The 22700-nt window shown below is 66.3% G+C and carries 32 protein-coding genes and 1 pseudogene; 4 read left to right on the plus strand and 29 right to left on the minus strand.

Annotated elements, in window-relative coordinates:
• The 4 genes from FV220_RS16755 to FV220_RS16770 all read left to right on the plus strand — a co-directional run.
• On the plus strand, positions 1-1437 hold a 1437-nt coding region (locus FV220_RS16755), incomplete at its 5' end, for a response regulator (protein ID WP_147832644.1).
• 65 nt (positions 1438-1502) lie between these two features.
• Positions 1503-2576, plus strand: a complete 1074-nt coding sequence (gene cheB / locus FV220_RS16760) for a chemotaxis-specific protein-glutamate methyltransferase CheB (protein ID WP_147832648.1) — start codon at positions 1503-1505, stop codon at positions 2574-2576.
• A complete protein-coding gene (locus tag FV220_RS16765) occupies positions 2573-4309 on the plus strand; it encodes a response regulator (RefSeq protein WP_147832645.1) in 1737 nt (578 codons plus the stop codon). The genes cheB and FV220_RS16765 overlap by 4 nt, the downstream gene beginning before the upstream one ends.
• Before the next feature lie 2 nt (positions 4310-4311).
• Positions 4312-6177 (plus strand): response regulator, encoded by a 1866-nt coding sequence (locus FV220_RS16770; protein ID WP_056143068.1) that lies wholly within the window; start codon positions 4312-4314, stop codon positions 6175-6177.
• A gap of 122 nt (positions 6178-6299) precedes the next feature.
• Here the strand turns inward: FV220_RS16770 and rplQ are convergent, their stop codons facing one another.
• The 29 genes and pseudogenes from rplQ to tuf all read right to left on the minus strand — a co-directional run.
• Positions 6300-6710 carry a 50S ribosomal protein L17 gene (gene rplQ / locus FV220_RS16775; RefSeq protein ID WP_018044203.1) on the minus strand — a complete coding sequence of 137 codons (411 nt, stop codon included), beginning with the start codon at positions 6708-6710 and terminating at the stop codon, positions 6300-6302.
• A 196-nt stretch (positions 6711-6906) separates the two neighbouring features.
• The gene (locus FV220_RS16780; RefSeq protein WP_018044204.1) at positions 6907-7926 is read right to left on the minus strand and encodes a DNA-directed RNA polymerase subunit alpha; all 1020 of its coding nucleotides are present in this window, start codon (positions 7924-7926) and stop codon (positions 6907-6909) included.
• A gap of 119 nt (positions 7927-8045) precedes the next feature.
• On the minus strand, positions 8046-8921 hold the full coding sequence (locus FV220_RS16785) for an MBL fold metallo-hydrolase (protein ID WP_147832646.1): 876 nt from the start codon (positions 8919-8921) through the stop codon (positions 8046-8048).
• A gap of 45 nt (positions 8922-8966) precedes the next feature.
• Positions 8967-9356 carry a 30S ribosomal protein S11 gene (gene rpsK / locus FV220_RS16790; protein ID WP_018044206.1) on the minus strand — a complete coding sequence of 130 codons (390 nt, stop codon included), beginning with the start codon at positions 9354-9356 and terminating at the stop codon, positions 8967-8969.
• 171 nt (positions 9357-9527) lie between these two features.
• Entirely contained in the window at positions 9528-9896 is a 369-nt protein-coding gene (gene rpsM, locus FV220_RS16795) for a 30S ribosomal protein S13 (RefSeq protein ID WP_018044207.1), read from the minus strand.
• A gap of 211 nt (positions 9897-10107) precedes the next feature.
• Positions 10108-10710, minus strand: a complete 603-nt coding sequence (locus FV220_RS16800; protein ID WP_147832647.1) for an adenylate kinase — start codon at positions 10708-10710, stop codon at positions 10108-10110.
• Between the two features lie 116 nt (positions 10711-10826).
• Positions 10827-12164 carry a preprotein translocase subunit SecY gene (gene secY / locus FV220_RS16805; RefSeq protein WP_018044209.1) on the minus strand — a complete coding sequence of 446 codons (1338 nt, stop codon included), beginning with the start codon at positions 12162-12164 and terminating at the stop codon, positions 10827-10829.
• A 149-nt stretch (positions 12165-12313) separates the two neighbouring features.
• The gene (rplO, locus tag FV220_RS16810; protein WP_018044210.1) at positions 12314-12811 is read right to left on the minus strand and encodes a 50S ribosomal protein L15; all 498 of its coding nucleotides are present in this window, start codon (positions 12809-12811) and stop codon (positions 12314-12316) included.
• A gap of 11 nt (positions 12812-12822) precedes the next feature.
• The gene (rpmD, locus tag FV220_RS16815) at positions 12823-13014 is read right to left on the minus strand and encodes a 50S ribosomal protein L30 (protein WP_018044211.1); all 192 of its coding nucleotides are present in this window, start codon (positions 13012-13014) and stop codon (positions 12823-12825) included.
• 12 nt (positions 13015-13026) lie between these two features.
• Positions 13027-13614, minus strand: a complete 588-nt coding sequence (rpsE, locus tag FV220_RS16820) for a 30S ribosomal protein S5 (RefSeq protein WP_018044212.1) — start codon at positions 13612-13614, stop codon at positions 13027-13029.
• Positions 13615-13707: 93 nt separating this feature from the next.
• Positions 13708-14070 carry a 50S ribosomal protein L18 gene (gene rplR, locus FV220_RS16825; RefSeq protein WP_018044213.1) on the minus strand — a complete coding sequence of 121 codons (363 nt, stop codon included), beginning with the start codon at positions 14068-14070 and terminating at the stop codon, positions 13708-13710.
• 12 nt (positions 14071-14082) lie between these two features.
• A complete protein-coding gene (rplF, locus tag FV220_RS16830) occupies positions 14083-14616 on the minus strand; it encodes a 50S ribosomal protein L6 (RefSeq protein WP_018044214.1) in 534 nt (177 codons plus the stop codon).
• A 22-nt stretch (positions 14617-14638) separates the two neighbouring features.
• Complete coding sequence (gene rpsH / locus FV220_RS16835) at positions 14639-15034, minus strand: 30S ribosomal protein S8 (RefSeq protein ID WP_018044215.1); 396 nt, start codon at positions 15032-15034, stop codon at positions 14639-14641.
• A 12-nt stretch (positions 15035-15046) separates the two neighbouring features.
• Positions 15047-15352, minus strand: coding sequence for a 30S ribosomal protein S14 (gene rpsN / locus FV220_RS16840; protein ID WP_018044216.1), 306 nt, complete (start codon positions 15350-15352; stop codon positions 15047-15049).
• A gap of 39 nt (positions 15353-15391) precedes the next feature.
• On the minus strand, positions 15392-15958 hold the full coding sequence (gene rplE, locus FV220_RS16845) for a 50S ribosomal protein L5 (RefSeq protein ID WP_018044217.1): 567 nt from the start codon (positions 15956-15958) through the stop codon (positions 15392-15394).
• Positions 15951-16268, minus strand: a complete 318-nt coding sequence (rplX, locus tag FV220_RS16850; RefSeq protein WP_018044218.1) for a 50S ribosomal protein L24 — start codon at positions 16266-16268, stop codon at positions 15951-15953. Before rplX ends, rplE begins: the two co-directional genes overlap by 8 nt.
• Positions 16268-16636 carry a 50S ribosomal protein L14 gene (gene rplN, locus FV220_RS16855; RefSeq protein ID WP_018044219.1) on the minus strand — a complete coding sequence of 123 codons (369 nt, stop codon included), beginning with the start codon at positions 16634-16636 and terminating at the stop codon, positions 16268-16270. Before rplN ends, rplX begins: the two co-directional genes overlap by 1 nt.
• Positions 16637-17174: 538 nt before the next feature.
• Positions 17175-17441 carry a 30S ribosomal protein S17 gene (gene rpsQ / locus FV220_RS16860; RefSeq protein ID WP_018044220.1) on the minus strand — a complete coding sequence of 89 codons (267 nt, stop codon included), beginning with the start codon at positions 17439-17441 and terminating at the stop codon, positions 17175-17177.
• 10 nt (positions 17442-17451) lie between these two features.
• Complete coding sequence (gene rpmC, locus FV220_RS16865) at positions 17452-17667, minus strand: 50S ribosomal protein L29 (RefSeq protein ID WP_018044221.1); 216 nt, start codon at positions 17665-17667, stop codon at positions 17452-17454.
• 11 nt (positions 17668-17678) lie between these two features.
• Entirely contained in the window at positions 17679-18092 is a 414-nt protein-coding gene (gene rplP, locus FV220_RS16870; protein ID WP_018044222.1) for a 50S ribosomal protein L16, read from the minus strand.
• Between the two features lie 49 nt (positions 18093-18141).
• Entirely contained in the window at positions 18142-18882 is a 741-nt protein-coding gene (gene rpsC / locus FV220_RS16875; protein ID WP_018044223.1) for a 30S ribosomal protein S3, read from the minus strand.
• A gap of 10 nt (positions 18883-18892) precedes the next feature.
• On the minus strand, positions 18893-19279 hold the full coding sequence (gene rplV, locus FV220_RS16880; protein WP_018044224.1) for a 50S ribosomal protein L22: 387 nt from the start codon (positions 19277-19279) through the stop codon (positions 18893-18895).
• A 1-nt stretch (position 19280) separates the two neighbouring features.
• Positions 19281-19559: a 30S ribosomal protein S19 gene (rpsS, locus tag FV220_RS16885; RefSeq protein WP_018044225.1), complete on the minus strand. Its 279-nt coding sequence runs from the start codon at positions 19557-19559 to the stop codon at positions 19281-19283.
• Positions 19560-19564: 5 nt separating this feature from the next.
• Positions 19565-20401, minus strand: coding sequence for a 50S ribosomal protein L2 (gene rplB, locus FV220_RS16890; RefSeq protein ID WP_018044226.1), 837 nt, complete (start codon positions 20399-20401; stop codon positions 19565-19567).
• Positions 20402-20426: 25 nt separating this feature from the next.
• Positions 20427-20723: a 50S ribosomal protein L23 gene (locus FV220_RS16895; RefSeq protein WP_018044227.1), complete on the minus strand. Its 297-nt coding sequence runs from the start codon at positions 20721-20723 to the stop codon at positions 20427-20429.
• A complete protein-coding gene (gene rplD / locus FV220_RS16900) occupies positions 20720-21340 on the minus strand; it encodes a 50S ribosomal protein L4 (RefSeq protein WP_027172970.1) in 621 nt (206 codons plus the stop codon). The genes FV220_RS16895 and rplD overlap by 4 nt, the downstream gene beginning before the upstream one ends.
• On the minus strand, positions 21340-22083 hold the full coding sequence (gene rplC / locus FV220_RS16905; protein ID WP_018044229.1) for a 50S ribosomal protein L3: 744 nt from the start codon (positions 22081-22083) through the stop codon (positions 21340-21342). Before rplC ends, rplD begins: the two co-directional genes overlap by 1 nt.
• Positions 22084-22133: 50 nt before the next feature.
• Positions 22134-22442 carry a 30S ribosomal protein S10 gene (gene rpsJ, locus FV220_RS16910; RefSeq protein WP_018044230.1) on the minus strand — a complete coding sequence of 103 codons (309 nt, stop codon included), beginning with the start codon at positions 22440-22442 and terminating at the stop codon, positions 22134-22136.
• A gap of 85 nt (positions 22443-22527) precedes the next feature.
• Positions 22528-22700, minus strand: a pseudogene (gene tuf, locus FV220_RS16915) (elongation factor Tu); the annotation flags it as partial.

The following is a 22700-nucleotide window of genomic DNA, read 5'->3' on the forward strand; positions in this document are numbered from 1 at the left end:
GGACGGGAGGCCGAGCGACTGGCCCTCGTGCCGGCGGAGACCGTGTTCGGCGCGTTCCCCCGGGCGCTGCGCGACATGGCGCGCGAGGCCGGCCGGGAGATCGACGTCGTGACGCGCGGTCTCGACCTCCCCGTCGACCGCGCCATGCTTCAATCGCTGAAGGACCCGGTCCTCCACGCCCTGCGCAATGCCCTGAGCCATGGCGCGGAGCCGCCCGAGCAGCGTGAACGCCGGGGCAAACCGCCCGAACTCTCGATCACCCTCGACGTCGCCGTGCGCGGCGGCCGCCTCGTCATCGGCATCCATGACGACGGGCGCGGGCCCGACCTGCGCGCCATCGAGGCGACGGCGCGGGCGCGCGGCCTGATCGGTGGCGTCGACGGCGATCCCGATTCCTTCCTCGCCCTGGTGTTCGAACCCGGCTTCTCCACCGCCTCCGCCATCGACACCCTGTCCGGGCGGGGCATCGGCCTGTCCGTCGTCGCCGACACGGTCCGGCGTCTCGGCGGCAGTGTCCGGCTCGAACCGCGTGTCCCGGCCGGGACGTCGCTGATCATGCATCTCCCGCTGTCGGCGGCGCGGCGGACCCTGCTGCTGGTGGATGTCGGCGCCGCGATCTTCGCCCTGCCGAGCGCCAGCGTGGAGCGCCTCCTGCGCCTCGACCGGTCGAGCCTCTCCTCTGTGATGGGCCGGACCATGGTGCGTCTGCCGAGGGAGGGCGGCGAGGATCTGTCCCTGCCCCTGGTGGATCTGGCGGGCCTCATCGGGGTGGCGAGCGAGGACAACCGCCCGAGCGATGGCCGCCCTGTGACGGCGGTGCTGATGCGCGCGGGCGGCCGGTCCTGGGCGATGCGGATCGATGCCCTGCGCGATGTCCGCAACCTTCTCGTCCTGCCGGCACCGCCCATCGGCGCCGATCCGCGCCTGATCTCGGGCACAGTCGTCCTGGGGGGCGATACGCCGGTCCTCGTCCTCGATCCCGACGGTCTGGCCGCCCGGGCGGGCGAGACGAGCCATGCGGCGCCGGAGCCCATCGACGAACCCTCCGGAACAGCCGCGCTCCCGCGACGTTCGACGATCCTGGTGGTCGACGATTCCATCACCACGCGAACCTTGGAGAAGGGCATCTTGGAATCGGCGGGCTACCGCGTCGTCGTCTGCGTCGACGGGCAGGACGCCCTCGACCGCCTGCGCGCCGGCATCGAACGGGTGGATCTGGTCGTGGCCGACGTGGAGATGCCGCGCCTCGACGGGTTCGGGCTGCTGAAGGCCTTGCGGGCGGACGAGGTCTTCGCCCGCCTTCCCCTGATCCTGATGACCTCACGGGGGGATGCCGACGATGTCGCACGGGGGCTCTCTCTCGGCGCCGACGCCTATCTGACGAAACAGACGTTCGACCAGCGCCAGCTTCTCGACACGATCGGGCAATTGTTGTGAGTGACGCCGAGCAGACACCGATCGAGACCCCTCCGGCGGCGAGGCGGGGCCCCCCCGTGCGCGTGATGCTGGTGGAGGATTCCCTCGTGGTCCGCGAGCTCCTGCGCCATATCGTCGGCCGCGACCCGCGCCTCGAAGTGGTGGCCGCCGTCGCGTCCGGCGAGGAAGCCCTCGCGGTGCTCCCCAATACCCGTCCCGACGTCATCTCGATGGATATCCGTCTCCCCGGCATCGATGGCCTGGAGACCACGCGCCGGATCATGGCCGAGCAGCCGACGCCCATCGTCGTCATCGCGGATTCGGTGGAGGATTCCTCCCTGCGCATCTCCATGAACGCGCTACGCGCCGGCGCGCTCTCCGTGGTGGAAAAGCCGGTGGCGACGACGCATGCCGGCTACGATGCCGTCTCTTCAGAAATCTGCACGCAGCTGCGCATCATGGCCGAGGTGCCGGTGATCCGGCGTCGGCCGATCGGGTCGGAATGGGCCGGGCGCCGGGGTGCACCCCTGTCGCCGTCAGACCTCGCCGCGCCCCCGGCCGCCTCGAACGCCGCCAGCGTCCTGGCGATCGCCGCCTCCACCGGCGGCCCGCCTGCCCTCGCCCGCGTCATCGGCGGGTTGCCCGACGGGTTCCCGCTTCCCGTCCTCGTGGTCCAGCATATGGGGCCGGCCTTCATGGAGGGATTCGCCTCCTGGCTGAACGGAGTCGTCGCCCTCCCGGTCAGGCTCGCCGCCGATGGCGAGCGGGCCGAGGCCGGACATGTCTATGTGGCGCCGGGTGACCGGCACCTCGAATGGGCGCCCGGCGGGCACCTGCGCCTCCTCGATGCGGCGCCCGTCGGCGGCCAGCGCCCGGCCGCCACCGTCCTGTTCTCCTCGGTGGCCCGCCATGCCGGGGCGCGCGGCATCGGCGTCCTTCTCACCGGCATGGGCGAGGATGGCGCCACGGGCCTCCTCGCCATGCGCCAGGCCGGTGCCCAGACCGTGGCCGAACACGAGAGCACCGCCGTGGTGTTCGGCATGCCGGCGGCGGCGATCCGCCTCTCGGGAGCCTCCGCGATCCTCCCCCTCGACCAGGTCGCTCCCCATCTCGTCCGCCTCGCCTTGCCCGGCCTCGCGGCGAAGGACCCCTTCGCATGAGCGGGATCGGCAGTCCCGACGGCACCCTCCCCCGGCCTCGGATCCTGCTCGTCGAGGATTCCGAGACGCAGGCGCTGGAACTGCGCCTGCTCCTGGAGGGGCACGGTTTCTCGGTGGAGCGCTGCCCCACGGCGGAGATGGCCCTCGACCATCTCAACACCCGCCTGCCCGATCTCGTCGTGGCCGACCACCACCTGCCGGGCATGAACGGCGACGAGTTCACCCGCCAGCTTCGCCTGTCCCTGCGCACCCGCGCTTTACCCCTGCTGATGCTCACAGGCGCCCGCGACGGCGAACGCCAGGGACTGGAGAGCGGCGCCGACGCCTATGTGGCGAAATCCGCCGACCGGGACATCCTGATCCTGCGCATCCGCGCCCTCCTGCGTGAGCGCCAGGGGGGCGCTGCCTCCGGCGACGGTCCGGGCGTCTCGGCGTTTCGGCGCGGCCGCGTCCTCGTGGTCGACGGCAGCGCCACCTATCGGACCTTCCTTGCCGGCCTTCTCGCCCATGAGGGCCACGAGGTCCGTACCGCCGCCACCCACGACGCCGCCCTCGCCGCCCTCGACGAGGCCGATGCCGCCTTCGATTGCGTGACCATCGACCTCCTCGGCCCCGCCTATGACGGCCTCGCGTTGTGCAGGGCCATCGACCGGCGCAAGCCTGACGCTAAAACACCTCTGACGCAGCCCACGCCTCCATTCCACAACATCTCCATCGACGCCGTCGCAAAAAAAAAAAAATACGTGGTGGAAGCCTATGCGGCCGGGGCCGACGACGTGGTCTCGAAGGCCGACGGCGAAGTCCTCGTCATCCGCGTCAGGGGCCTCGTCCGGCGCAAGCTGCTCGAAGAAGACGACCGCCGCATCGCCGGCGAGTTCGGCGCCCGCGAGCGAGCCCTCGAACGCGCGCGGGCCGAGGCCGAGGCGGCCGAGGCGCGTGCCGCCCTGGCCGGTGCCCTCGAACAGGCCAACCGGGATCTCGCCACCGCCAACCGCAAGCTCACGGATGCCCAGGCCAAGCTGGTCCAGGCCGCCAAGATGGCGTCCCTCGGCGAGCTCGTCGCCGGCATCGCCCATGAAATCAACAATCCCCTCGCCTTCATCCTGGCGCATCAGGGCACGGTCGAGCGCCTGCTCGGCGAGATCGCGGAATCCGAGGCTGAACTCGCCTCGCACCGGTCGCTCGCCAAATGCCGCGACCGCGTGGGCTCCATGCGGATGGGCCTCACGCGCATCCAGGATCTCGTGCTGAACCTGCGCAAGTTCTCGCGCCTCGACGAAGGCGAGCGCACCCTCGTCAACGTTCCCGAATCGATCGAGACGGTGCTCGCCCTGATCCAGCACAAGCTCGGGACGCGGATTACCGTCGAACGCGACTTCTCGGGCCGGCCCGAGATCCACTGCACCCCCGCCCTTCTCAATCAGGTCGTCATGAACATCCTCGGCAATGCCGCCGATGCCATGCCGGAATCCGGCACCATCTCCATCGTCACCCAGGAATTGCCCGAGACGGACGTGATCCGTATCAGCGATACCGGGCCGGGCATTCCCGAGACCCTGCGGGAAAAGATATTCGAGCCCTTCTTCACCACGAAGCCCGTGGGCGCGGGAACGGGTCTCGGGCTGGCGATTGCATACAGCGTGGTACAGGCGCATAGCGGCTCGCTCAGCGTGGAGACGGCCGAAGGGGGGGGAGCCTGTTTCGTGATCGGCATTCCGCGGCAGGCAGCGTAGACATGGTCAAAGGCACGATCCTCGCCGTCGATGACGAGCCGGACATCCTGATCGCCCTCGAAGACCTGTTCGAGGACGATTACACGGTCATCACCACGACGAAGCCGTCCGAGGCCCTCGAGATCCTCAGGGCGAGCCCGGACATCGCCGTCATCCTCTCCGATCAGCGGATGCCCGGCATGACCGGCGACGTCATGCTGGCCGAGGCCCGGGCGTTCCACGACGCGCAGACGATCCTGCTCACCGGCTATGCCGATATGAGCGCCGTCGTCGCCGCGCTCAACCGGGGTGGCATCACCGGCTACGTCACCAAGCCGTGGGACCCCGTCCTGCTGCGCTCCACCGTCCGTCAGGCCTTCGAGCGCCACAGCCTCGCCCGCGAGCTCGCCACCGAGCGCGCTCTGCTCCTCGGGCTCCTCGACAATGCGGAAGACGCCATCGCGTTCAAGGACAAGGAGGGCCGCTTCGTCCGCCTCAACGCGCGCAAGGCCGGACGACTCGGCCACACCGTCGCCGAGTGCCTCGGACGCACCAGAGAGGAGATCGAAGGCAGGCCGAGCGGAGAGAGCGCCGCGCGCGAAGCCGACCGCGCCGCGATCGCGAGCGGAAGCATCTCCGAGACGGTGTCCGCCGAGGGACCTGTCGGCGCCGAGCGCTGGAGCCATGTCACCCGCGTGCCGATTCGCGGTGCCGCCGGCGCCATCACCCACCTCGCCACCATCGAGCGGGACGTCACCGAGCAGAAGAACCTGGAGGCGCGCCTGCGCCAGTCGGACAAGATGCAGGCTCTGGGCACCCTCGCGGGCGGAATCGCCCACGACTTCAACAACCTTCTCACCGCGATCCTGGGCAGCCTCGAACTCGTCGGCCCCAAGATCGTCGATCAGCCGCGGGTCCAGCGCCTGGTCACCAACGCGACGCAGGCCGCGCAGCGAGGCGCGTCTTTGACGAAGCGCCTCCTCAGCTTCAGCCGGGCGCGCGACCTGCGGCCCCGATCGGTGGACGTGAATGCCCTCGTCGCCGGGATGGACGTGCTGCTCGGCGGGAGCCTCGGCGGGCTCGTCAGCGTGACCACCGACCTCGACGCCGCCCATCCGGCGGCCCGGGTCGATCCCGACCAGCTGGAACTCGCCATCCTCAACCTCTGCATCAATGCGCGTGACGCCATGCCGGACGGCGGATCGATCGCCATCGCCACGGGCGCGGTGACGGTGACCGACGATCCCGACCTGACGGCTGGCGACTACGTCACCGTGACGATCACCGATTCGGGCATGGGCATCCCGCCCGAGATCCTGGCGCGGGTCTGCGAGCCGTTCTTCACCACCAAGTCGGTGGGCCAGGGCACCGGCCTCGGCCTCGCCATGGTGTTCGGCCTCACCCAGCAGTCGCAGGGCAAGCTGCGCATTACGAGCGAAGTCGAGAAGGGCACGACGGTCGAGGTGTTCCTCCCTCGCGCGGACCTCGCCGAGGAGAGACCACCGCTCGCCGCAGTGGCGGCGCCACGCGCCGTGAGCCCGGCGCGTATCCTCGTGGTGGACGACGATGCCGAAGTCCGGCACGTCACCGCCTCCTTCCTCAACACCTTCGGCTACACCGAGACCGAAGCAGCGGACGGGGCGGCGGCGGTGGCCCTCTTGGAGCGCTCCTCCTTCGACCTCATCGTGGCGGACCTCGCCATGCCCGGAATGACGGGCGTCGAACTCGCGGAGATCGTGCGGCGGCGCTGGTCGACCGTCCCGATCCTCATCGTGACCGGCCATGCCGAGGCGATCCCGATCCCCGAGGACCTGCCGGTTCTGCGCAAGCCCTTCGAATCGGCCGATCTCGCCGCTCTGGTGTCGGGGATGCTCGTCTCCCCAGGGTGAGCCCCCGTGCCTCCGCTCAGGAGGTTTCGTGCGGGGACCGAGCCGATGGTCCGGGTGACGCGGGCAAGAAAAAAGGCGGCCCAGGGGCCGCCTTTCTGCCGTCGGATAGGGGGAGCCGAGGCTTACGCCGCGTCGGAGACCTGCGACGGACCCGAATCCAGGCCGCGGGCATCCACGTCGCGGTCGACGAACTCGATCACGGCGAGCGGCGCGTTGTCGCCGTAGCGGAAACCGGCCTTCATGATGCGGCAATAACCACCCGGACGGGCGTTGTAGCGCGGGCCGAGGACGGCGAAGAGCTTGCGGACCATGGCCTCGTCGCGGATCTGCGACATGGCGAGGCGGCGCGTGTGCAGGCTGTCGATCTTGCCCAGGGTGATGAGCTTCTCGATGACCGGACGCAGATCCTTGGCCTTCGGCAGCGTGGTGATGATCTGCTCGTGCTTGATCAGCGCGGCGGACATGTTGGCGAACATCGCCTTGCGGTGTTCGGTGGTGCGGTTGAAGCGACGACCGCGAAATCCATGACGCATCTGGCTGTTCCTTGCTTATCTGGCCGCCGTGCCACGGTACGGCCGAGCGCCCCATGATCGGGACTGTTCATTCCGCATGACCCCGCGGCGGGATTCTTCGGGAGTTCGCGTTTGCGCGAACCCCCGACGTGTCGGCCAAACAAACGGCGCCGGGAGGCGCCCGTAAGGCTCAGCCCGAGGCGGCTTCGCCTCCGCCTCAGTAATGCTCTTCGAAGCGCTTGGCGAGATCTTCGATGTTCTCCGGCGGCCAGCCGGGGATGTCCATGCCGAGGTGGAGACCCATCGCGGCCAGGACTTCCTTGATCTCGTTGAGCGACTTGCGGCCGAAGTTCGGGGTGCGCAGCATCTCGCCCTCCGACTTCTGGATGAGGTCGCCGATATAGACGATGTTGTCGTTCTTCAGGCAGTTCGCCGAACGGACCGACAGTTCGAGCTCGTCGACCTTCTTGAGCAGGGCCGGGTTGAAGGGGAGCTGCGGCGCGAGCGGCTGCGCCTCTTCCTTGCGGGGCTCCTCGAAGTTCACGAACACCTGGAGCTGGTCCTGGAGGATGCGCGCAGCGTAGGCCAGCGCGTCCTCCGGCGACACGGCGCCGTTGGTCTCGATCGTCATCGTCAGCTTGTCCTTGTCGAGATCCTGGCCCTCGCGGGTGGTCTCGATGCGGTAGGACACCTTGGTGACCGGCGAGAACAGGGCGTCCACCGGGATCAGGCCGATCGGCGCGTCCTCGGGGCGGTTGCGCTCGGCCGGGACGTAGCCCTTGCCGGTGGCAACGGTGAACTCCATCCGGATTTCGGCGCCGTCGTCGAGGGTGCAGATGACGAGTTCGGGATTGAGGATCTGGATATCGCCGACGGCGGCGATGTCGCCGGCGGTGACGGTGCCCGGACCGGTCTTGCGCAGGGTGAGGCGCTTGGGCGCTTCGGTCTGCGAGCGGATCGCGATGGTCTTGATGTTGAGGACGATGTCGGTGACGTCCTCACGCACGCCGGGGATCGACGAGAACTCGTGCAGCACGCCGTCGATCTGGACCGAGGTCACGGCCGCGCCCTGGAGCGACGACAGGAGAACCCGGCGCAGGGAGTTGCCGAGGGTGGTGCCGAAGCCGCGCTCGAGGGGCTCGGCGACGACGGTTGCGACCCGCTTGGGGTCATGCCCGGTCGAAACCTGGAGCTTGTTCGGCTTGATGAGCTCTTGCCAGTTCTTCTGTATGACCACGGTCCTACCTCTCGCACTTCCGACACGAGCCACTGCAGTGGTCGGTCCTTGAGCCCTTCCCGCGCATCGCCTTGCACGGCTCGGTCTCGAAAATCATGTGCCCGCGAAGTGGCGGGCGGTTAGTGGGCCGCGACCCAGAGTTCCGGGACGAAGCTGTAGGCCCCGCCCTCCCGCGCCACGTAGCCGAGCGCCGGAAATTCCAGATGGCCGCCGGTGACGAAGGTTCTCTCGCTCGAGACCTCATCCAGCATCCGCTTGCGCACCGCTCTCGCCCGATCCGGATCCACGTCGAAGACCATCGTGGCCTCCGGTCGCTTGAACTGGATCGCTGGCAGATGGACGATATCCGCCCACATCAGGAGGGACGCCGAGCCCGACACGATGCGAAAGCCGGTATGACCCGGCGTATGCCCCGGCAAGGGAACCGCCGTGATGCCCGGAAGGACCTCACCATCGGTCATCGTCCGCACGCGGCCGGCATAGGGGGCCACCGCCTTCTGCGCGTTCTGGAAATACGGCCGGGCTCCCTCGGGAGCCCGTGAGATCGCGTCGTCCGCCAGCCAGTGAGCGGTCTCGGCCTGATGCAGGACGAGTTCGGCATTGGGATAGGCGGCCGAACCGTCCTTATGGATCAAGCCACCGGCATGATCGGGATGGAGATGCGTGAGCAGCACCGTCTCGATATCGCTCGGGCTGACCCCGGTCGCCGCGAGTGCTGCCGGAATGTGACCGAGCGTGTCGCCACCGAAATGACCCATGCCCGAATCGATGAGGATCGGCTTCCGGCCGGGCGCCTCGATCAGGTAGGCGTTGAGCGTGATCCGAGGAGCCTGCGCACGAAAGCCGGCCGCCTGAAGCGAACCGGCCTCGTCCGACCCGATCCCGGTGACGAGATCGAGGGAGCCTTGAAGGTAACCGTCATTCAGAACGGTGACGGTCAGATCGCCAAGGCTCCAGCGTAGAACGCCGGGGAGCGCCTTCACGGCATCGGGCACACGTTTCTCCGCTTTCACACCAAAGGGCCGAGTGACGAACCGGTATCAGACGCGACGACGCTTGCGCGGACGGCAGCCGTTATGCGGGATCGACGTCACGTCGCGGATGGAGGTCACGGTGAAGCCGGCCGCCTGCAGCGCGCGGAGCGCCGATTCACGGCCCGAACCGGGACCGGACACCTCGACCTCGAGGGTCCGCATGCCGTGCTCGGAAGCCTTGCGGGCCGCGTCCTCGGCGGCGACCTGGGCGGCGTAAGGGGTCGACTTGCGCGAGCCCTTGAAGCCCATGGCGCCGGCGGACGACCAGGAGATGGTGTTGCCCTGCGCATCGGTGATGGTGATCATCGTGTTGTTGAACGAGGCGTTCACATGGGCGACGCCCGACACGATGTTCTTGCGTTCGCGGCGGCGAATGCGGGTTGCTTCCTTGGCCATTGTCTCTCGTCTCGTCCTTCAGGCGCGCCCGTCATTCCAGGCGCTCGGGATTTTTGCGGTATCGGCGGCGCGGATCTGGATGACCGAGCCGCCATACGGGCTGCCGATAGCGGGCCACCCGGCGCGACAGACGGGAGGCGGAGCGAAAAGCTGCCTCCCAATCTTATAAAATTACTTCTTCTTGCCGGCGATCGGCTTCGACTTGCCCTTGCGGGTGCGCGCATTGGTATGCGTACGCTGACCACGGACGGGCAGATTGCGGCGGTGACGCAGGCCACGGTAGCAGCCGAGATCCATCAGACGCTTGATGTTCATCGACACTTCACGGCGCAGATCGCCCTCGACGATGTAGTCGCGGTCGATCGTCTCGCGGATCGACAGCACCTCGGCGTCGGTCAGCTGGTTCACGCGGCGCTCGGCGGGGATGCCCACCTTGCCGGTGATCTCTTCGGCCTTCTTCGCGCCGATGCCGTGGATGTACTGCAGCGCGATGACGACGCGCTTGTTGGTCGGGATGTTGACGCCTGCGATACGGGCCAAGGTCTCACTCCATTGGGCGCTCGGACACTGCGGTCCGGCCCTGCTGTGTCACGCGCGTCCGGTGGAGGCCGGCCCCTGCGCGCCGCCCATAACGACAAATCGGCCCGCAGCGCCTCTTGAACGAAGGCACTCCAGACCCATCACGCATGGACGAATAGGGGCCTGCTAGCGCGACCCGACGATATTGTCAACGACCACCGAGTCGACGATTTCAGGATGCGGTGGTGCTGGCCAGAGGTTCGAGGAGAGCCATCACCTCGTTCGTCACCTCGTCCACCGGCTTCATGCCGTCGACGGTCCGAAGCATGCCGAGGCTCGCATAATAGGCCGAGAGCGGCGCCGTCTGCGCGCGGAAGGCGGAAAGGCGTGTCTTGAACACTTCGGGCGTGTCGTCCTTGCGGACGGGTTCCCCGCGTGCGGCGGTCTCGGCGGCGCGCTTGGCGATGCGCCCGACGAGGATCTCCTCGTTCACCGCGAACTCGACCACCGTATCCAGTTGCAGGCTCTTCTCGGCCAGCATCCTGTCCAGGGCCGCGGCCTGCTCCACCGTGCGGGGGAAGCCGTCGAGGATAAAGCCGGGGCGGGCATCCGCCTCTTCGATCCGGTCGGCCACGATTCCCACCACGACGGAATCCGGAACCAGTCCACCGCTCTCCATGATCGACTTCGCTTCGAGGCCGACGGGGGTACCGGCGGCCACGGCCGCGCGCAGCATGTCACCCGTGGAAAGCTGCGGAATGCCGAAACGCTCGACGATCCGGGCCGACTGGGTTCCCTTACCGGCTCCAGGTGGTCCGAGCAGAATGATCCGCATAGCGTCGTTGTCCTCGTCCGGTAGCCGCGTCGGGCGTTGGGGTTCTGGCGTTCAGGGCACGGAGAAGACGATGCCTGCCGGCATCGTCCTGGTCGATCGGCGTCGTCTGGGGCGCCTCAGCGGCGCCGGGTGGCGCCGCGCAGCTTCGCCTTCTTCACGAGGCCCTCATACTGGTGGGCCATCAGATGTCCATGCACCTGGGCCACCGTATCCATCGTCACCGAGACGACGATGAGAAGCGAGGTGCCGCCGAATCCGAGGCTCGCCGATGCGTAGGAGGCCAGGATCTCCGGCACAAGGCAGACGAAAGTCAAATACAGGGCGCCGATCAGCGTGATGCGCGTCAACACCTTGTCGATGAAGGTGGCGGTCCGCTCGCCCGGACGGATGCCGGGAATGAAGCCGCCCTGCTTCTTCAGGTTGTCCGCCGTCTCCTGCGGATTGAAGACGACCGCCGTGTAGAAGAACGCGAAGAAGATGATCAGCGCCGCGTAGAGAACCATGTAGAGCGGCCGGCCATGGCCGAGATAGGTCGTGATGGTGGCCAGCACCCCGGTGCCGCCGTTATTGGCCGAGAAGCTCGCCACGGTGGCGGGCAGCAGGAGGAGCGACGAGGCGAAGATCGGCGGGATGACGCCGGCGGTGTTCAGCTTCAGCGGCAGGAACGAGGTCTGACCCTCGTACATGCGGTTGCCGACCTGGCGCTTGGGGTAGTTGATGAGAAGCCGGCGCTGGGCCCGCTCCATGAACACGATGAAGTAGACGAGGACGATGGCCGCGAGGCCGACGCCGAGGATCACGGCGGCGGACAGCGCACCGGTCCGGCTCAGTTCGAGCGCACCCACGATGGCGGTGGGCAGATGGGCGACGATGCCGGCGAAGATGATGAGGGAGGAGCCGTTGCCGATGCCGCGCGACGTGATCTGCTCGCCGATCCACATCAGGAACAGGGTTCCACCCGTGAGCGTGATCACGGTGGACAGGATGAAGAACGGACCGGGATCGATCGCGGCGCTCGAACTCTGGAGGCCGAAGGCGATGCCCCAGCTCTGCACCAGCGCCAGCACCACCGTGAGATAGCGGGTGTACTGGTTGATGACCTTCCGGCCGGATTCCCCCTCCTTCTTCAGCGTCTCCAGGCTCGGGATCACCGAGGTGAGAAGCTGAATGATGATGGAGGCCGAGATGTACGGCATGATGTTGAGGGCGAAGATCGCCATGCGCTCGACGGCACCGCCGGAGAACATGTTGAACAGCCCGAGGACGCCGCCGGCCTGCTGCTGGAAGTTCCGCGCGAACTGCTCTGGGTCGATGCCGGGAATCGGGATGTAGGTGCCGAGGCGGAACACCACGAGCGCACCCAGCGTGAACCAGATGCGCTTCTTGAGCTCGTCGGCCTTGGCGATGGCCCCGAAATTGAGGTTCGCGGCAAGCTGCTCGGCGGCTGAGGCCATGGCACCCGTTCCTGAGATAGATCCAGATTGGGGGTTGAAGCACCCCCGAACAAACTGAAACGGCGGCCACGCGCAGGTCGCACGGGCCGCCGCTCAGAGCTTCGACTTAAAGTCTGCCCCGACGCTACGCAACAGCGGCGTCGGAAGACTTATTCCGCGGCAGGCTTGCCGCGGGTGGAGATGCCGGCACCGTAAGCGACGTTGACCGTGCCGCCGATCTTCTCGACGGCCTCGACCGCCGACTTCGACGCGCGGGTGACCTCGAAGGAGAGCTTCGCGGTCAATTCGCCGACGCCGAGCAGCTTCACGCCGTCACGGGGACGGGCGATGATTCCGGCGGTGACGAGGGACTCAACCGTGACGACCGCCGAAGCATCGAGACGGCCGGCATCGACAGCCTGCTGGACGCGACCGAGGTTCACCTCGTTCAGGTCCGTGGAATACAGATTGTTGAAGCCGCGCTTGGGCAGGCGACGGTGAAGCGGCATCTGGCCGCCCTCGAAGCCCTTGATCGAGACGCCGGTACGGGCCTTCTGACCCTTGACGCCGCGACCAGCGGTCTTGCCCTTGCCGGAGCCGATGCCCCGGCCGACGCGCATCCGGTTCTTGGTCGCGCCGTCGTTATCGTGGATTTCGTTCAGTTTCATGATGCCCTCCCTCAGGCCGCGTCGTCGAGGACGCGCACGAGGTGGTGCACCTTGCGGATCATTCCGCGCACGGAGGGAGTATCCTCCAGCGTGGCCACCCGGTGCAGCTTGTTGAGCTTGAGGCCGATCAGCGTCGCACGCTGGTCGCCCTCGCGGCGGATCGGCGAGCCGATCTGCTCGACGCGGAGAGTCTTCGTTGCCATTGCACCCTCCCCTTAAGCGACTGCGGCTTCGGACAGGTCGGACGGATCGGCATCGCGGCGGCGAGCCTGAAGCGTCGACACCTTGAGACCCCGACGGGCCGCGACGGCGCGCGGGCTGTCCTCGTTCTTCAGCGCCTCGAAGGTGGCGCGGACGAGGTTGTAGGGGTTCGACGAGCCGAGCGACTTGGCCACGACGTCCTGCATGCCCAGCGTCTCGAAGACGGCGCGCATCGGGCCGCCGGCGATGATGCCGGTACCCTGGGGGGCGGCGCGCAGGATGACCTTGCCGGCGCCGTGACGTCCGTAGACGTCGTGATGGAGGGTGCGGCCCTCGCGCAGGGCGACACGGACGAGACCGCGCTTGGCGGCTTCCGTGGCCTTGCGGATGGCTTCCGGCACTTCACGTGCCTTGCCGTGGCCGAAGCCGACGCGACCTTTCTGATCGCCAACGACGACGAGGGCGGCGAAACCGAAGCGACGGCCACCCTTCACCACCTTGGCGACGCGGTTGATGTGGACGAGCTTGTCCACGAATTCGCTGTCGCGCTCCTCGCGCTCATCGCGGCGGCCGCGGCCACCGCCTTCCCGTTCACGTGCCATGTTTGAATCCTGTCTCACTGACGCGGGCGGCGGAGCCCGCTCGCTTGATAGCTTGTCCGAGGGACGGCCTGTGCCGCCCCTCCCCGCCTGGTCTTAGAACTCGAGGCCACCCTCACGGGCGGCGTCGGCGAGCGCCTTGACGCGCCCGTGATAGATGTAGCCCGAACGGTCGAAGATCACCTTGGTGACTCCGGCGGCCTTGGCGCGCTCGGCGACGAGCTTGCCGACTGCCGCGGCCGCTGCCGTATCGGCACCGGTCTTCAGGCCCGAGCGGAGATCCTTGTCGAGGGTCGAGGCGGCGGCGAGGGTCTTGCCCTCGGCGTCGTCGATGACCTGAACGTAGATCTGCTTGGAGGAACGGAACACCGAGAGCCGGGGCCGTCCATTCGCCGCCGCCCGCAGCGCGCGGCGCACACGCGCCTTGCGGCGGTCGAGTGCATCGATTTTGCGTGACATGATGGCCGGCCCTTACTTCTTCTTGCCTTCCTTGCGGAAGATGAACTCACCCGCGTACCGCACGCCCTTGCCCTTGTAGGGCTCGGGACCGCGATAATCGCGAATCTCGGCTGCCACCTGTCCCACCACCTGCCGGTCGATGCCGGAGATGACGATCTCGGTGGGCTTGGGCACCGCGATCGTGATCCCGACCGGGATCTCGTACTCGATGTCGTGGCTGTAGCCGAGGGAGAGCTTGAGGGCCTTGCCGGCCATGGCGGCACGATAGCCGACGCCGGTGATCTCGAGCTTCTTCTCGAACCCCTTGGAGACGCCCTCGACGAGGTTCGCCACCTGAGCCCGGGAGGTGCCCCACAGCGAGCGGGCCTCCTTGGTCTGGTTCTTGGGCAGCACCGAGACGGCGCCGTCCTCGAACTTCACGTCCACCACATTGGGGACGACATATTTGAGCTCACCCTTGGAGCCCTTCATCGTTACCGTCTGACCGGTCACCGTGGCCGTCACACCGGACGGGACGGGAACGGGCTTCTTGCCTACGCGAGACATTGCCTTTCCTCCAAGTCCGAGATCAGAACACCTTGCAGAGCACTTCGCCGCCGACGTTGCGCTCACGCGCCTCGTGGTCGGCCATGACGCCCTGCGGGGTGGACACGATGGTGACGCCGAGACCATCGGCGACGCGGGGAAGTTCGGTCACGGCCGAATAGACACGGCGGCCGGGCTTCGAGACGCGCTGGATCGAGCGGATGACGGGCTGGCCGTCATAGTACTTGAGCTCGATCGAGAACTCGGTGCGGCCGTTGCCGAAATCGGTCGTGGCGTAATCGCGGATGTAGCCCTCGGCCTTGAGGACGTCGAGAACGCTCGCACGGAGACGCGAGCCGGGCGTCTGAACGACGTTGCGGCGGCGCATCTGACCGTTGCGGATGCGGGTGAGCATATCACCCACGGGATCGTTGACCATGGTGTCTGCTCCTTACCAGCTGGACTTGACCAGACCGGGGATGAGACCCCGATTGCCAAGTTCCCGAAGCGCCACGCGCGAGATGCCCATCTTGCGGTAGAAAGCGCGGGGACGTCCCGTGATGCCGCAACGGTTGCGGACCCGGGTCGCCGACGAGTTGCGGGGCAGTTCCGCGAGCTTGAGGCGCGCCTCGAAGCGCTCCTCCATCTCGAGGCCTTCGTTGTTGGCCGTGGCAAGGAGGGCCTTACGCTTGGCGGCGAACCGCTTCACGAGTTCCTTGCGGTGGTTGTTCTTCTCGACTGAGCTTTTCTTTGCCATGTCTCTCTCCAGTGTCCGCGTCTAAGCGCTTTTCAGCACTTACTGCCGGAACGGGAATCGGAATTGCGAGAGGAGCGCGCGTGCCTCGGCATCGGTGCGAGCCGACGTCTGGATCACGATGTCCATGCCCCAGGTGGCATCGGCCTTGTCGTAGGAGATCTCCGGGAACACCAGGTGCTCCTTGAGGCCCAACGCGTAGTTGCCGTTGCCGTCGAACGAACGGGGGTTCAGGCCGCGGAAGTCACGAACGCGCGGGAGCGCGATGGTGATCAGGCGGTCCATGAACTCGTACATCCGGTGCTTGCGCAGGGTGACCTTGCAGCCGATCGGCATGCCTTCGCGGACCTTGAAGGTCGCGATGGCCTTGCGGGCCTTGGTGATGACCGGCTTCTGGCCGGCGATCAGAGCAAGGTCGCCGGCGGCGACGGTGGCCTTCTTGGAATCGGCGGTGGACTCGCCGACGCCCATGTTGATCACGATCTTCTCGATGACCGGAACCTGCATGGGGTTCTTGTAGCCGAACTCTTCGATCAGCTTCTGGCGGACGACCTCATCGTAATGCTTGCGCAGACGAGGGGTGTACGCGTCGTTGTTCTTCTCAGCCATCGATCAGATCCCCCGAGCGCTTGGCGAACCGGACCTTGCGGCCGTCGTCGAGAATGCGGAAACCAACGCGCGTCGGCTGACCGTCCTTGGGGTCGGCGATCGCGATGTTGGACAGATGAATCGCGGCTTCCTTGGAGATGATGCCGCCTTCCTGGTTCTGCGTCTGCTTCTGGTGCTTCTTGACCAGATTGACCCCGCGCACGAGCGCACGGTCTTCCTTCGGCATCACCTGGATAACCTCGCCGGAGCGACCCTTGTCGCGTCCGGTGAGAATGACGACCTTGTCGCCCTTCTTGACTTTGGCAGCCATCACAGCACCTCCGGAGCGAGCGAGATGATCTTCATGTGGTTCCGGGCGCGCAACTCGCGCGGCACGGGTCCGAAGATACGGGTGCCGATCGGCTCTTTCTGATTGTTGATCAGGACAGCGGCGTTCTTGTCGAACCGGATCACGGATCCGTCGGCGCGCTTCACTTCCTTGGCGGTGCGAACGACGACGGCTTTCATGACGTCGCCCTTCTTTACGCGGCCGCGGGGAATGGCCTCCTTCACCGAGACGACGATGATATCGCCGACACCGGCATACTTGCGCTTCGACCCGCCGAGAACCTTGATGCACATCACGCGACGCGCACCAGAATTGTCGGCGACGTCCAGATTCGTCTGCATCTGGATCACGAGAGTGACCTTTCCTTGTTTCAGACGGGTTTCCGCACACGGACGGTATTGTCCGGCGGACGACGTCTGATGGGGATCTGATGTCCCCGGCTCATATAGAAGGACCGCGCATTCGGCGTTTCTCAACGCCGGCGCGGTCACCGCGGTCCAGGGTGCGAACACCCTTTTGCATGTCGCGAAGGACGGCCTATTACTAGAGAGGGAAGCGCGGCGCAAGAGCAAAGACGCGCAGCTGCGCTGCAGACGACAATCCAGGACGGGTCTTCATCGAAAGGTCCGACCGGTCGTATCCGACGCCGGGAGTCATCCTGATTCGCACCGTTGATGACGAACGTGGGAGAGCGGAACTGAATGCTTGGCGGATCTGAGCAAGTGTTCGCGGTCGAAGCCGTCTGATTCGGTGACGCTCGATCAGTCGGATGGGGCGACCGACAAGAAGTCGTGCGCCTCGGCGAATCGCTCGGTCTTCCCGGCTAGGCACGAGACGCAAAAAAGCGGGCGCAGAAGCTGCGCCCGCTTTAACAAAACTGCATCGGTCTCACGCTTCGGCGGAAGGTGCTTCCACGGCGGCTGCGCCACCTTCGATGAGCTTCCAGGTCTTGGTCTTCGAGAAAGGACGGCATTCCTCGATCGACACGGTCTGGCCGACCTTGGCAATGTTGGTCTCGTCGTGGGCGTGATAGTTCTTCGAACGACGGACGGTCTTCTTCATCACCGGATGGGTGAAGCGACGCTCCACCTTTACGACGATGGTCTTCTCGCCCTTGTCGCTGACGACGACGCCCTGCAATACGCGCTTCGGCATGGTGTACTCCTCAGGCCTGCGCGGACTTCAGCGTCTTCTGACGCTGGAGAGTGCGAACGCGGGCGATATCGCGGCGGACCTCACGGACGCGGGCGACGTTCTCGAGCTGGCCGGTGGCGCCCTGGAAGCGCAGGTTGAACTGCTCCTTCTTCAGGTTTAGCAGCTCATCGTTCAGCTGATCGGGCGACAGGGCGGCCAGATCCGACTGTCTCTGTGACGACTTCATGATCCCCCCCCTTAGTCAGCGATGCGCTGAACGACGCGCGTGCGGATCGGGAGCTTCGCCGCACCGAGGCGCAGGGCCTCTTTGGCGATGTCCTCGGCGACGCCGTCGACTTCGAACATGATACGTCCGGGATGCACGCGGGCAGCCCAGAACTCGGGTGCACCCTTACCGGAGCCCATGCGGACTTCGGTGGGCTTCGCCGTGACCGGAACGTCCGGGAATATCCGGATCCAGACACGGCCCTGGCGCTTCATCTCACGGGTGATCGCGCGGCGGGCCGCCTCGATCTGACGTGCGGTGACGCGCTCGGGCTCGATGGCCTTCAGGCCAAACGTCCCGAAATTGAGGTCGAAGCCGCCCTTGGCCGCACCGTGGATGCGACCCTTGAACTGCTTACGGAACCTGGTCTTCTTGGGTTGCAACATGGCAGCCTCTCAACACCTTCTATGGCTAACGGGCGTACGCGATCACGCCTCAGGCGTGTTCGCGCCGGCCGCGCTCGCGGCCACCCTCGCCATCGCGCTCGCGACGTCCGCCCGAACGGCCGCCTTCTTCCTGAGCGCGCTTGTCCTGCGCCATCGGGTCGTGCTCGAGGATTTCGCCCTTGAACACCCACACCTTGATTCCGCACGTCCCGTAGGTCGTGAAGGCGGTCGCCACGCCGTAATCGACATCCGCACGCAGGGTATGCAGTGGGACGCGACCTTCGCGGTACCATTCCTGACGAGCGATCTCAGCGCCGCCGAGACGACCCGAGCAATTGATCCGGATGCCTTCGGCACCGAGACGCATGGCCGACTGCACGGCGCGCTTCATGGCACGACGGAAGGCGACACGACGCTCGAGCTGCTGGGCGATCGAATCGGCCACCAGGGTGGCATCGATCTCGGGCTTGCGCACCTCGACGATGTTGATCGTCACATCGGCCTTGGTCAGGGTGCCGACGAGCTTGCGCAGCTTCTCGATATCCGCGCCCTTCTTGCCGATCACCACGCCCGGACGGCCCGAGTGGATGGTGACGCGGCACTTCCGGTGCGGACGCTCGATGACGATCTTGGAGACGGCAGCCTGCTTCAGCTGCTTCATGAGGGCGGCGCGGATGGCGACGTCCTCGTGCATGAGTTTCGCGTATTCACCCTTCTGGGCGAACCAGCGGGAGTCCCAGGTCCGGTTGATACCGAGCCGCAGACCGATCGGATTGACTTTCTGGCCCATCAGGTCCTCCTCACGCCGCTTCGGCGGTCGGGACTTCGCGCACCACGATGGTGAGGTTCGCGAAGGGCTTCAGGATGCGGGCGCCGCGGCCACGGGCACGAGCGTGGAAACGCTTGAGCACGAGGGCCTTGCCGACGAAGGCCTCGGAGACGACGAGATCGTCGACATCGAGGTCATGGTTGTTCTCGGCATTGGCGATGGCGCTCTCGAGGCACTTCTTGACCTCGCGGGCGATCCGCTTGCGGGAGAATTCCAGGTCGGCCAGAGCCGACTCGACCTTCTTACCGCGGATGAGTTGCGCAACGAGATTGAGCTTCTGAGGGCTCACGCGCAGCATGCGCGCGACGGCCTTCGCCTCGTTCTCGGGGAGCGCGCGGGGGGTGGCTTGCTTGCCCATCTCAGCGCCTCTTCGCCTTCTTGTCGGCTGCGTGGCCGTGGAAGGTACGGGTCGGCGAGAACTCGCCGAACTTATGACCGACCATCTCCTCGGACACGTAGACCGGGATATGCTTCTGTCCGTTGTGCACACCGAAGGTGAGCCCGACGAACTGCGGCAGGATCGTGGAGCGACGGCTCCAGATCTTGATGACTTCGTTGCGGCTGGATCCGCGAGCGGTCTCAGCCTTCTTGAGGAGGTAGCCGTCGATGAACGGCCCCTTCCAGAGCGAGCGTGCCATGAGGGTTACTTCTTGCGGTTGTGACGGCTGGCGAGGATGAAGACATCGGTCCGCTTGTTCGAGCGGGTCTTCTTCCCCTTGGTGGGCACGCCCCAGGGCGTGACCGGGTTACGGCCGCCCGAGGTACGACCCTCACCGCCGCCGTGCGGGTGATCGACCGGGTTCATGGCAACGCCGCGAACGTGCGGGCGCTTGCCGAGCCAGCGATTGCGGCCGGCCTTGCCGAGCGAGATGTTCATGTGGTCCGGGTTCGACACCGCACCGACACTGGCGAAGCAATTGCCGTGGACCAGGCGCTGCTCACCCGAGTTTAGACGCAGGGTGACGTATCCCTGGTCGCGCCCGACGATCTGGGCGTAGTTCCCGGCGGAGCGGGCGATCGCGCCGCCCTTACCGATCTTCAGCTCGACATTGTGGACGATCGTGCCCACCGGCATGTTGCCGACCGGGCCGGCATTGCCCGGCTTGATGTCGACCTGCTCGGCGGCGATCACCTTGTCGCCCGGCGACAGACGCTGGGGAGCCAGGATGTAGCTCTGCACGCCGTCGGGGAACGTGATCAGCGCGATGAACGCCGTGCGGTTGGGATCGTACTCGATCCGCTCCACGGTGGCGGCCACGCCGAGCTGCTCGCGACGCTTGAAATCGACGTTGCGCAGGGTGCGCTTGTGACCACCGCCGCGGAAGCGGACGGTGATGCGACCGAGGTTGTTGCGGCCGCCGGACGACGACTTGCCCTCGGTGAGTTTCTTGACCGGCTTGCCCTTGTAGAGCTCACGGCGGTCGACGAGCACGAGCTGGCGAAGGCTCGGCGTGACCGGTTTGAATGTCTTCAAGGCCATCGGCTTGATCCTAACGCTTTTCGTGTCAGAGCCCGGTCGTGACGTCGATCGTTTCACCCTCGGCGAGGGTCACGATCGCTTTCTTCACGTCCGAACGCTGTCCGCGAAGCCCGCGGAAAATCTTCTTCTTGCCCTTGGTGACGAGCGTGTTCACGCCCGTGACCTTGACGTCGAACAGCTTCTCGACCGCCTCTTTGATCTGCGGCTTGGTTGCCTTCGGGGAAACCCGGAAGACGACCTTGTTCTGCTCGGTGAGGTTCGTCGCCTTCTCGGTGATGACCGGGGAGACGATGATGTCGTAGTGGCGCGGATCGGCACTCATTTGAATCGCGCCTCCAGCGCATCGATCGCTGCGCGCGTCAGCACGAGCTTGTCGCGACGCAGGATGTCGTAGACGTTGATGCCCTGGACCGGCAGGACGTCGATCTGCGGGATGTTGCGGGCGGCGCGACCGAAGTTCACGTCGACCTCGGCACCGCTGATGATCAGCGCGCTGGACAGGCCCATCTTCTCGAAGCGCTCGACCAGGTTACGGGTCTTGCCGTCGGCGAGCGTCACGTCGTCCACGATGATGAGGGTCTCGGCCTTCACTTTGGCGGACAGGGCGTGACGGAGAGCCAGGGCGCGGACCTTCTTGGGCAGGTCGTGAGCATGGCTGCGCACGACCGGACCGAAGGCACGTCCACCGCCGCGGAACTGCGGAGCGGAGGCTGCGCCGTGACGAGCGTTACCGGTGCCCTTCTGCTTGTACAGCTTCTTGCGCGTGCGGTTGACGTCCGAGCGGTTCTTGACCGCATGGGTGCCGGCCTGACGCTTGGCGAGCTGCCAGCGCACCATACGCTGGAGAAGGTCGGCGCGGGGCTCGAGACCGAAGATGGTCTCGTCCAGGTCGATGGACCCGGCGCCGTCGCCGTCGAGAGTGGTGATATCGAGCTTCATCACGCGTTCTCCTCGGAAGCGGGAGCCTCGGGAGCCGGAGCTTCGGTGGCGGGAGCAGCGGAAGAACCGTTTTCACGGAACTTGCCCGGCTGCGGCACGTCGGCGGGGAGCTTGCGCTTCACCGCGTCGCGGATCTGGATCCAGCCGCCGGCGACACCGGGAACGGCGCCTTCGACGAGGATGAGGCCACGCTCGGGATCCGTGCGCACGACGCGCAGGTTCTGGGTCGTGACCCGGTCGACGCCCATGTGACCGGGCATCTTCTTGTTCTTGAAGGTCTTGCCCGGGTCCTGGCGGCCACCGGTCGAACCGATCGAACGGTGCGAGATGGACACGCCGTGGGTGGCGCGCAGACCGCCGAAGTTCCAGCGCTTCATACCGCCGGCGAAGCCCTTACCCGTGGTCGTGCCCGTCACGTCGACGAACTGGCCGGGGATGAAGTGGTCGGCGGTGATTTCGGCACCGACCGGGATCAGCGCGTCCTCGGACACGCGGAACTCGGCGAGCTTCTGCTTGGGCTCGACCTTGGCGACCGCGAACCGGCCGCGCTCGGCAGCCGACACGTTCTTCACCTTGGCCTTGCCGACGCCGACCTGAAGGGCGACGTAGCCGTTCTTCTCGACGGTACGGTGGGCGACCACCTGGCATTGATCGATTTTAAGCACTGTCACGGGGACATGTTCGCCAGCATCCGTAAAGATGCGGGTCATGCCGACCTTCTGTGCAATGACGCCTGAGCGCATAGGTGTCTCCCTCGCGCGATTCTACGGTAAGCTCTAAATCCCCGCGGGACTTAGAGCTTGATCTCCACGTCCACGCCGGCGGCGAGGTCGAGCTTCATCAGCGCGTCCACGGTCTGCGGCGTCGGATCGACGATATCGAGGACGCGCTTGTGGGTGCGCATCTCGAACTGCTCGCGCGACTTCTTGTCGATGTGCGGCGAGCGGTTGACGGTGAACTTCTCGATATGCGTCGGAAGCGGGATCGGACCACGAATGGTCGCGCCGGTGCGCTTGGCCGTCGACACGATCTCGCGGGTCGAGGCATCGAGGATGCGATGATCGAACGCCTTGAGGCGAATGCGGATATTCTGACCGTTCATGACCTGAAACCTTGGCGGGACTTAAGAAGGGGCGGGCGCGAGGACCCGCCCCTCTGTCGATCCCAGCAGACTGAGCGTACCGAACTTAATCGTTGATGGCTGCGACGACGCCTGCGCCGACGGTGCGACCACCTTCACGGATGGCGAAGCGGAGCTTCTCTTCCATGGCGACGGGGACGATGAGGGTGACGTCCATGGTGACGCTGTCACCGGGCATCACCATCTCGGTGCCCTCGGGCAGTTCGCAGACACCGGTCA

This window comes from Methylobacterium sp. WL19 (assembly GCF_008040005.1).
Lineage (GTDB): Bacteria > Pseudomonadota > Alphaproteobacteria > Rhizobiales > Beijerinckiaceae > Methylobacterium > Methylobacterium bullatum.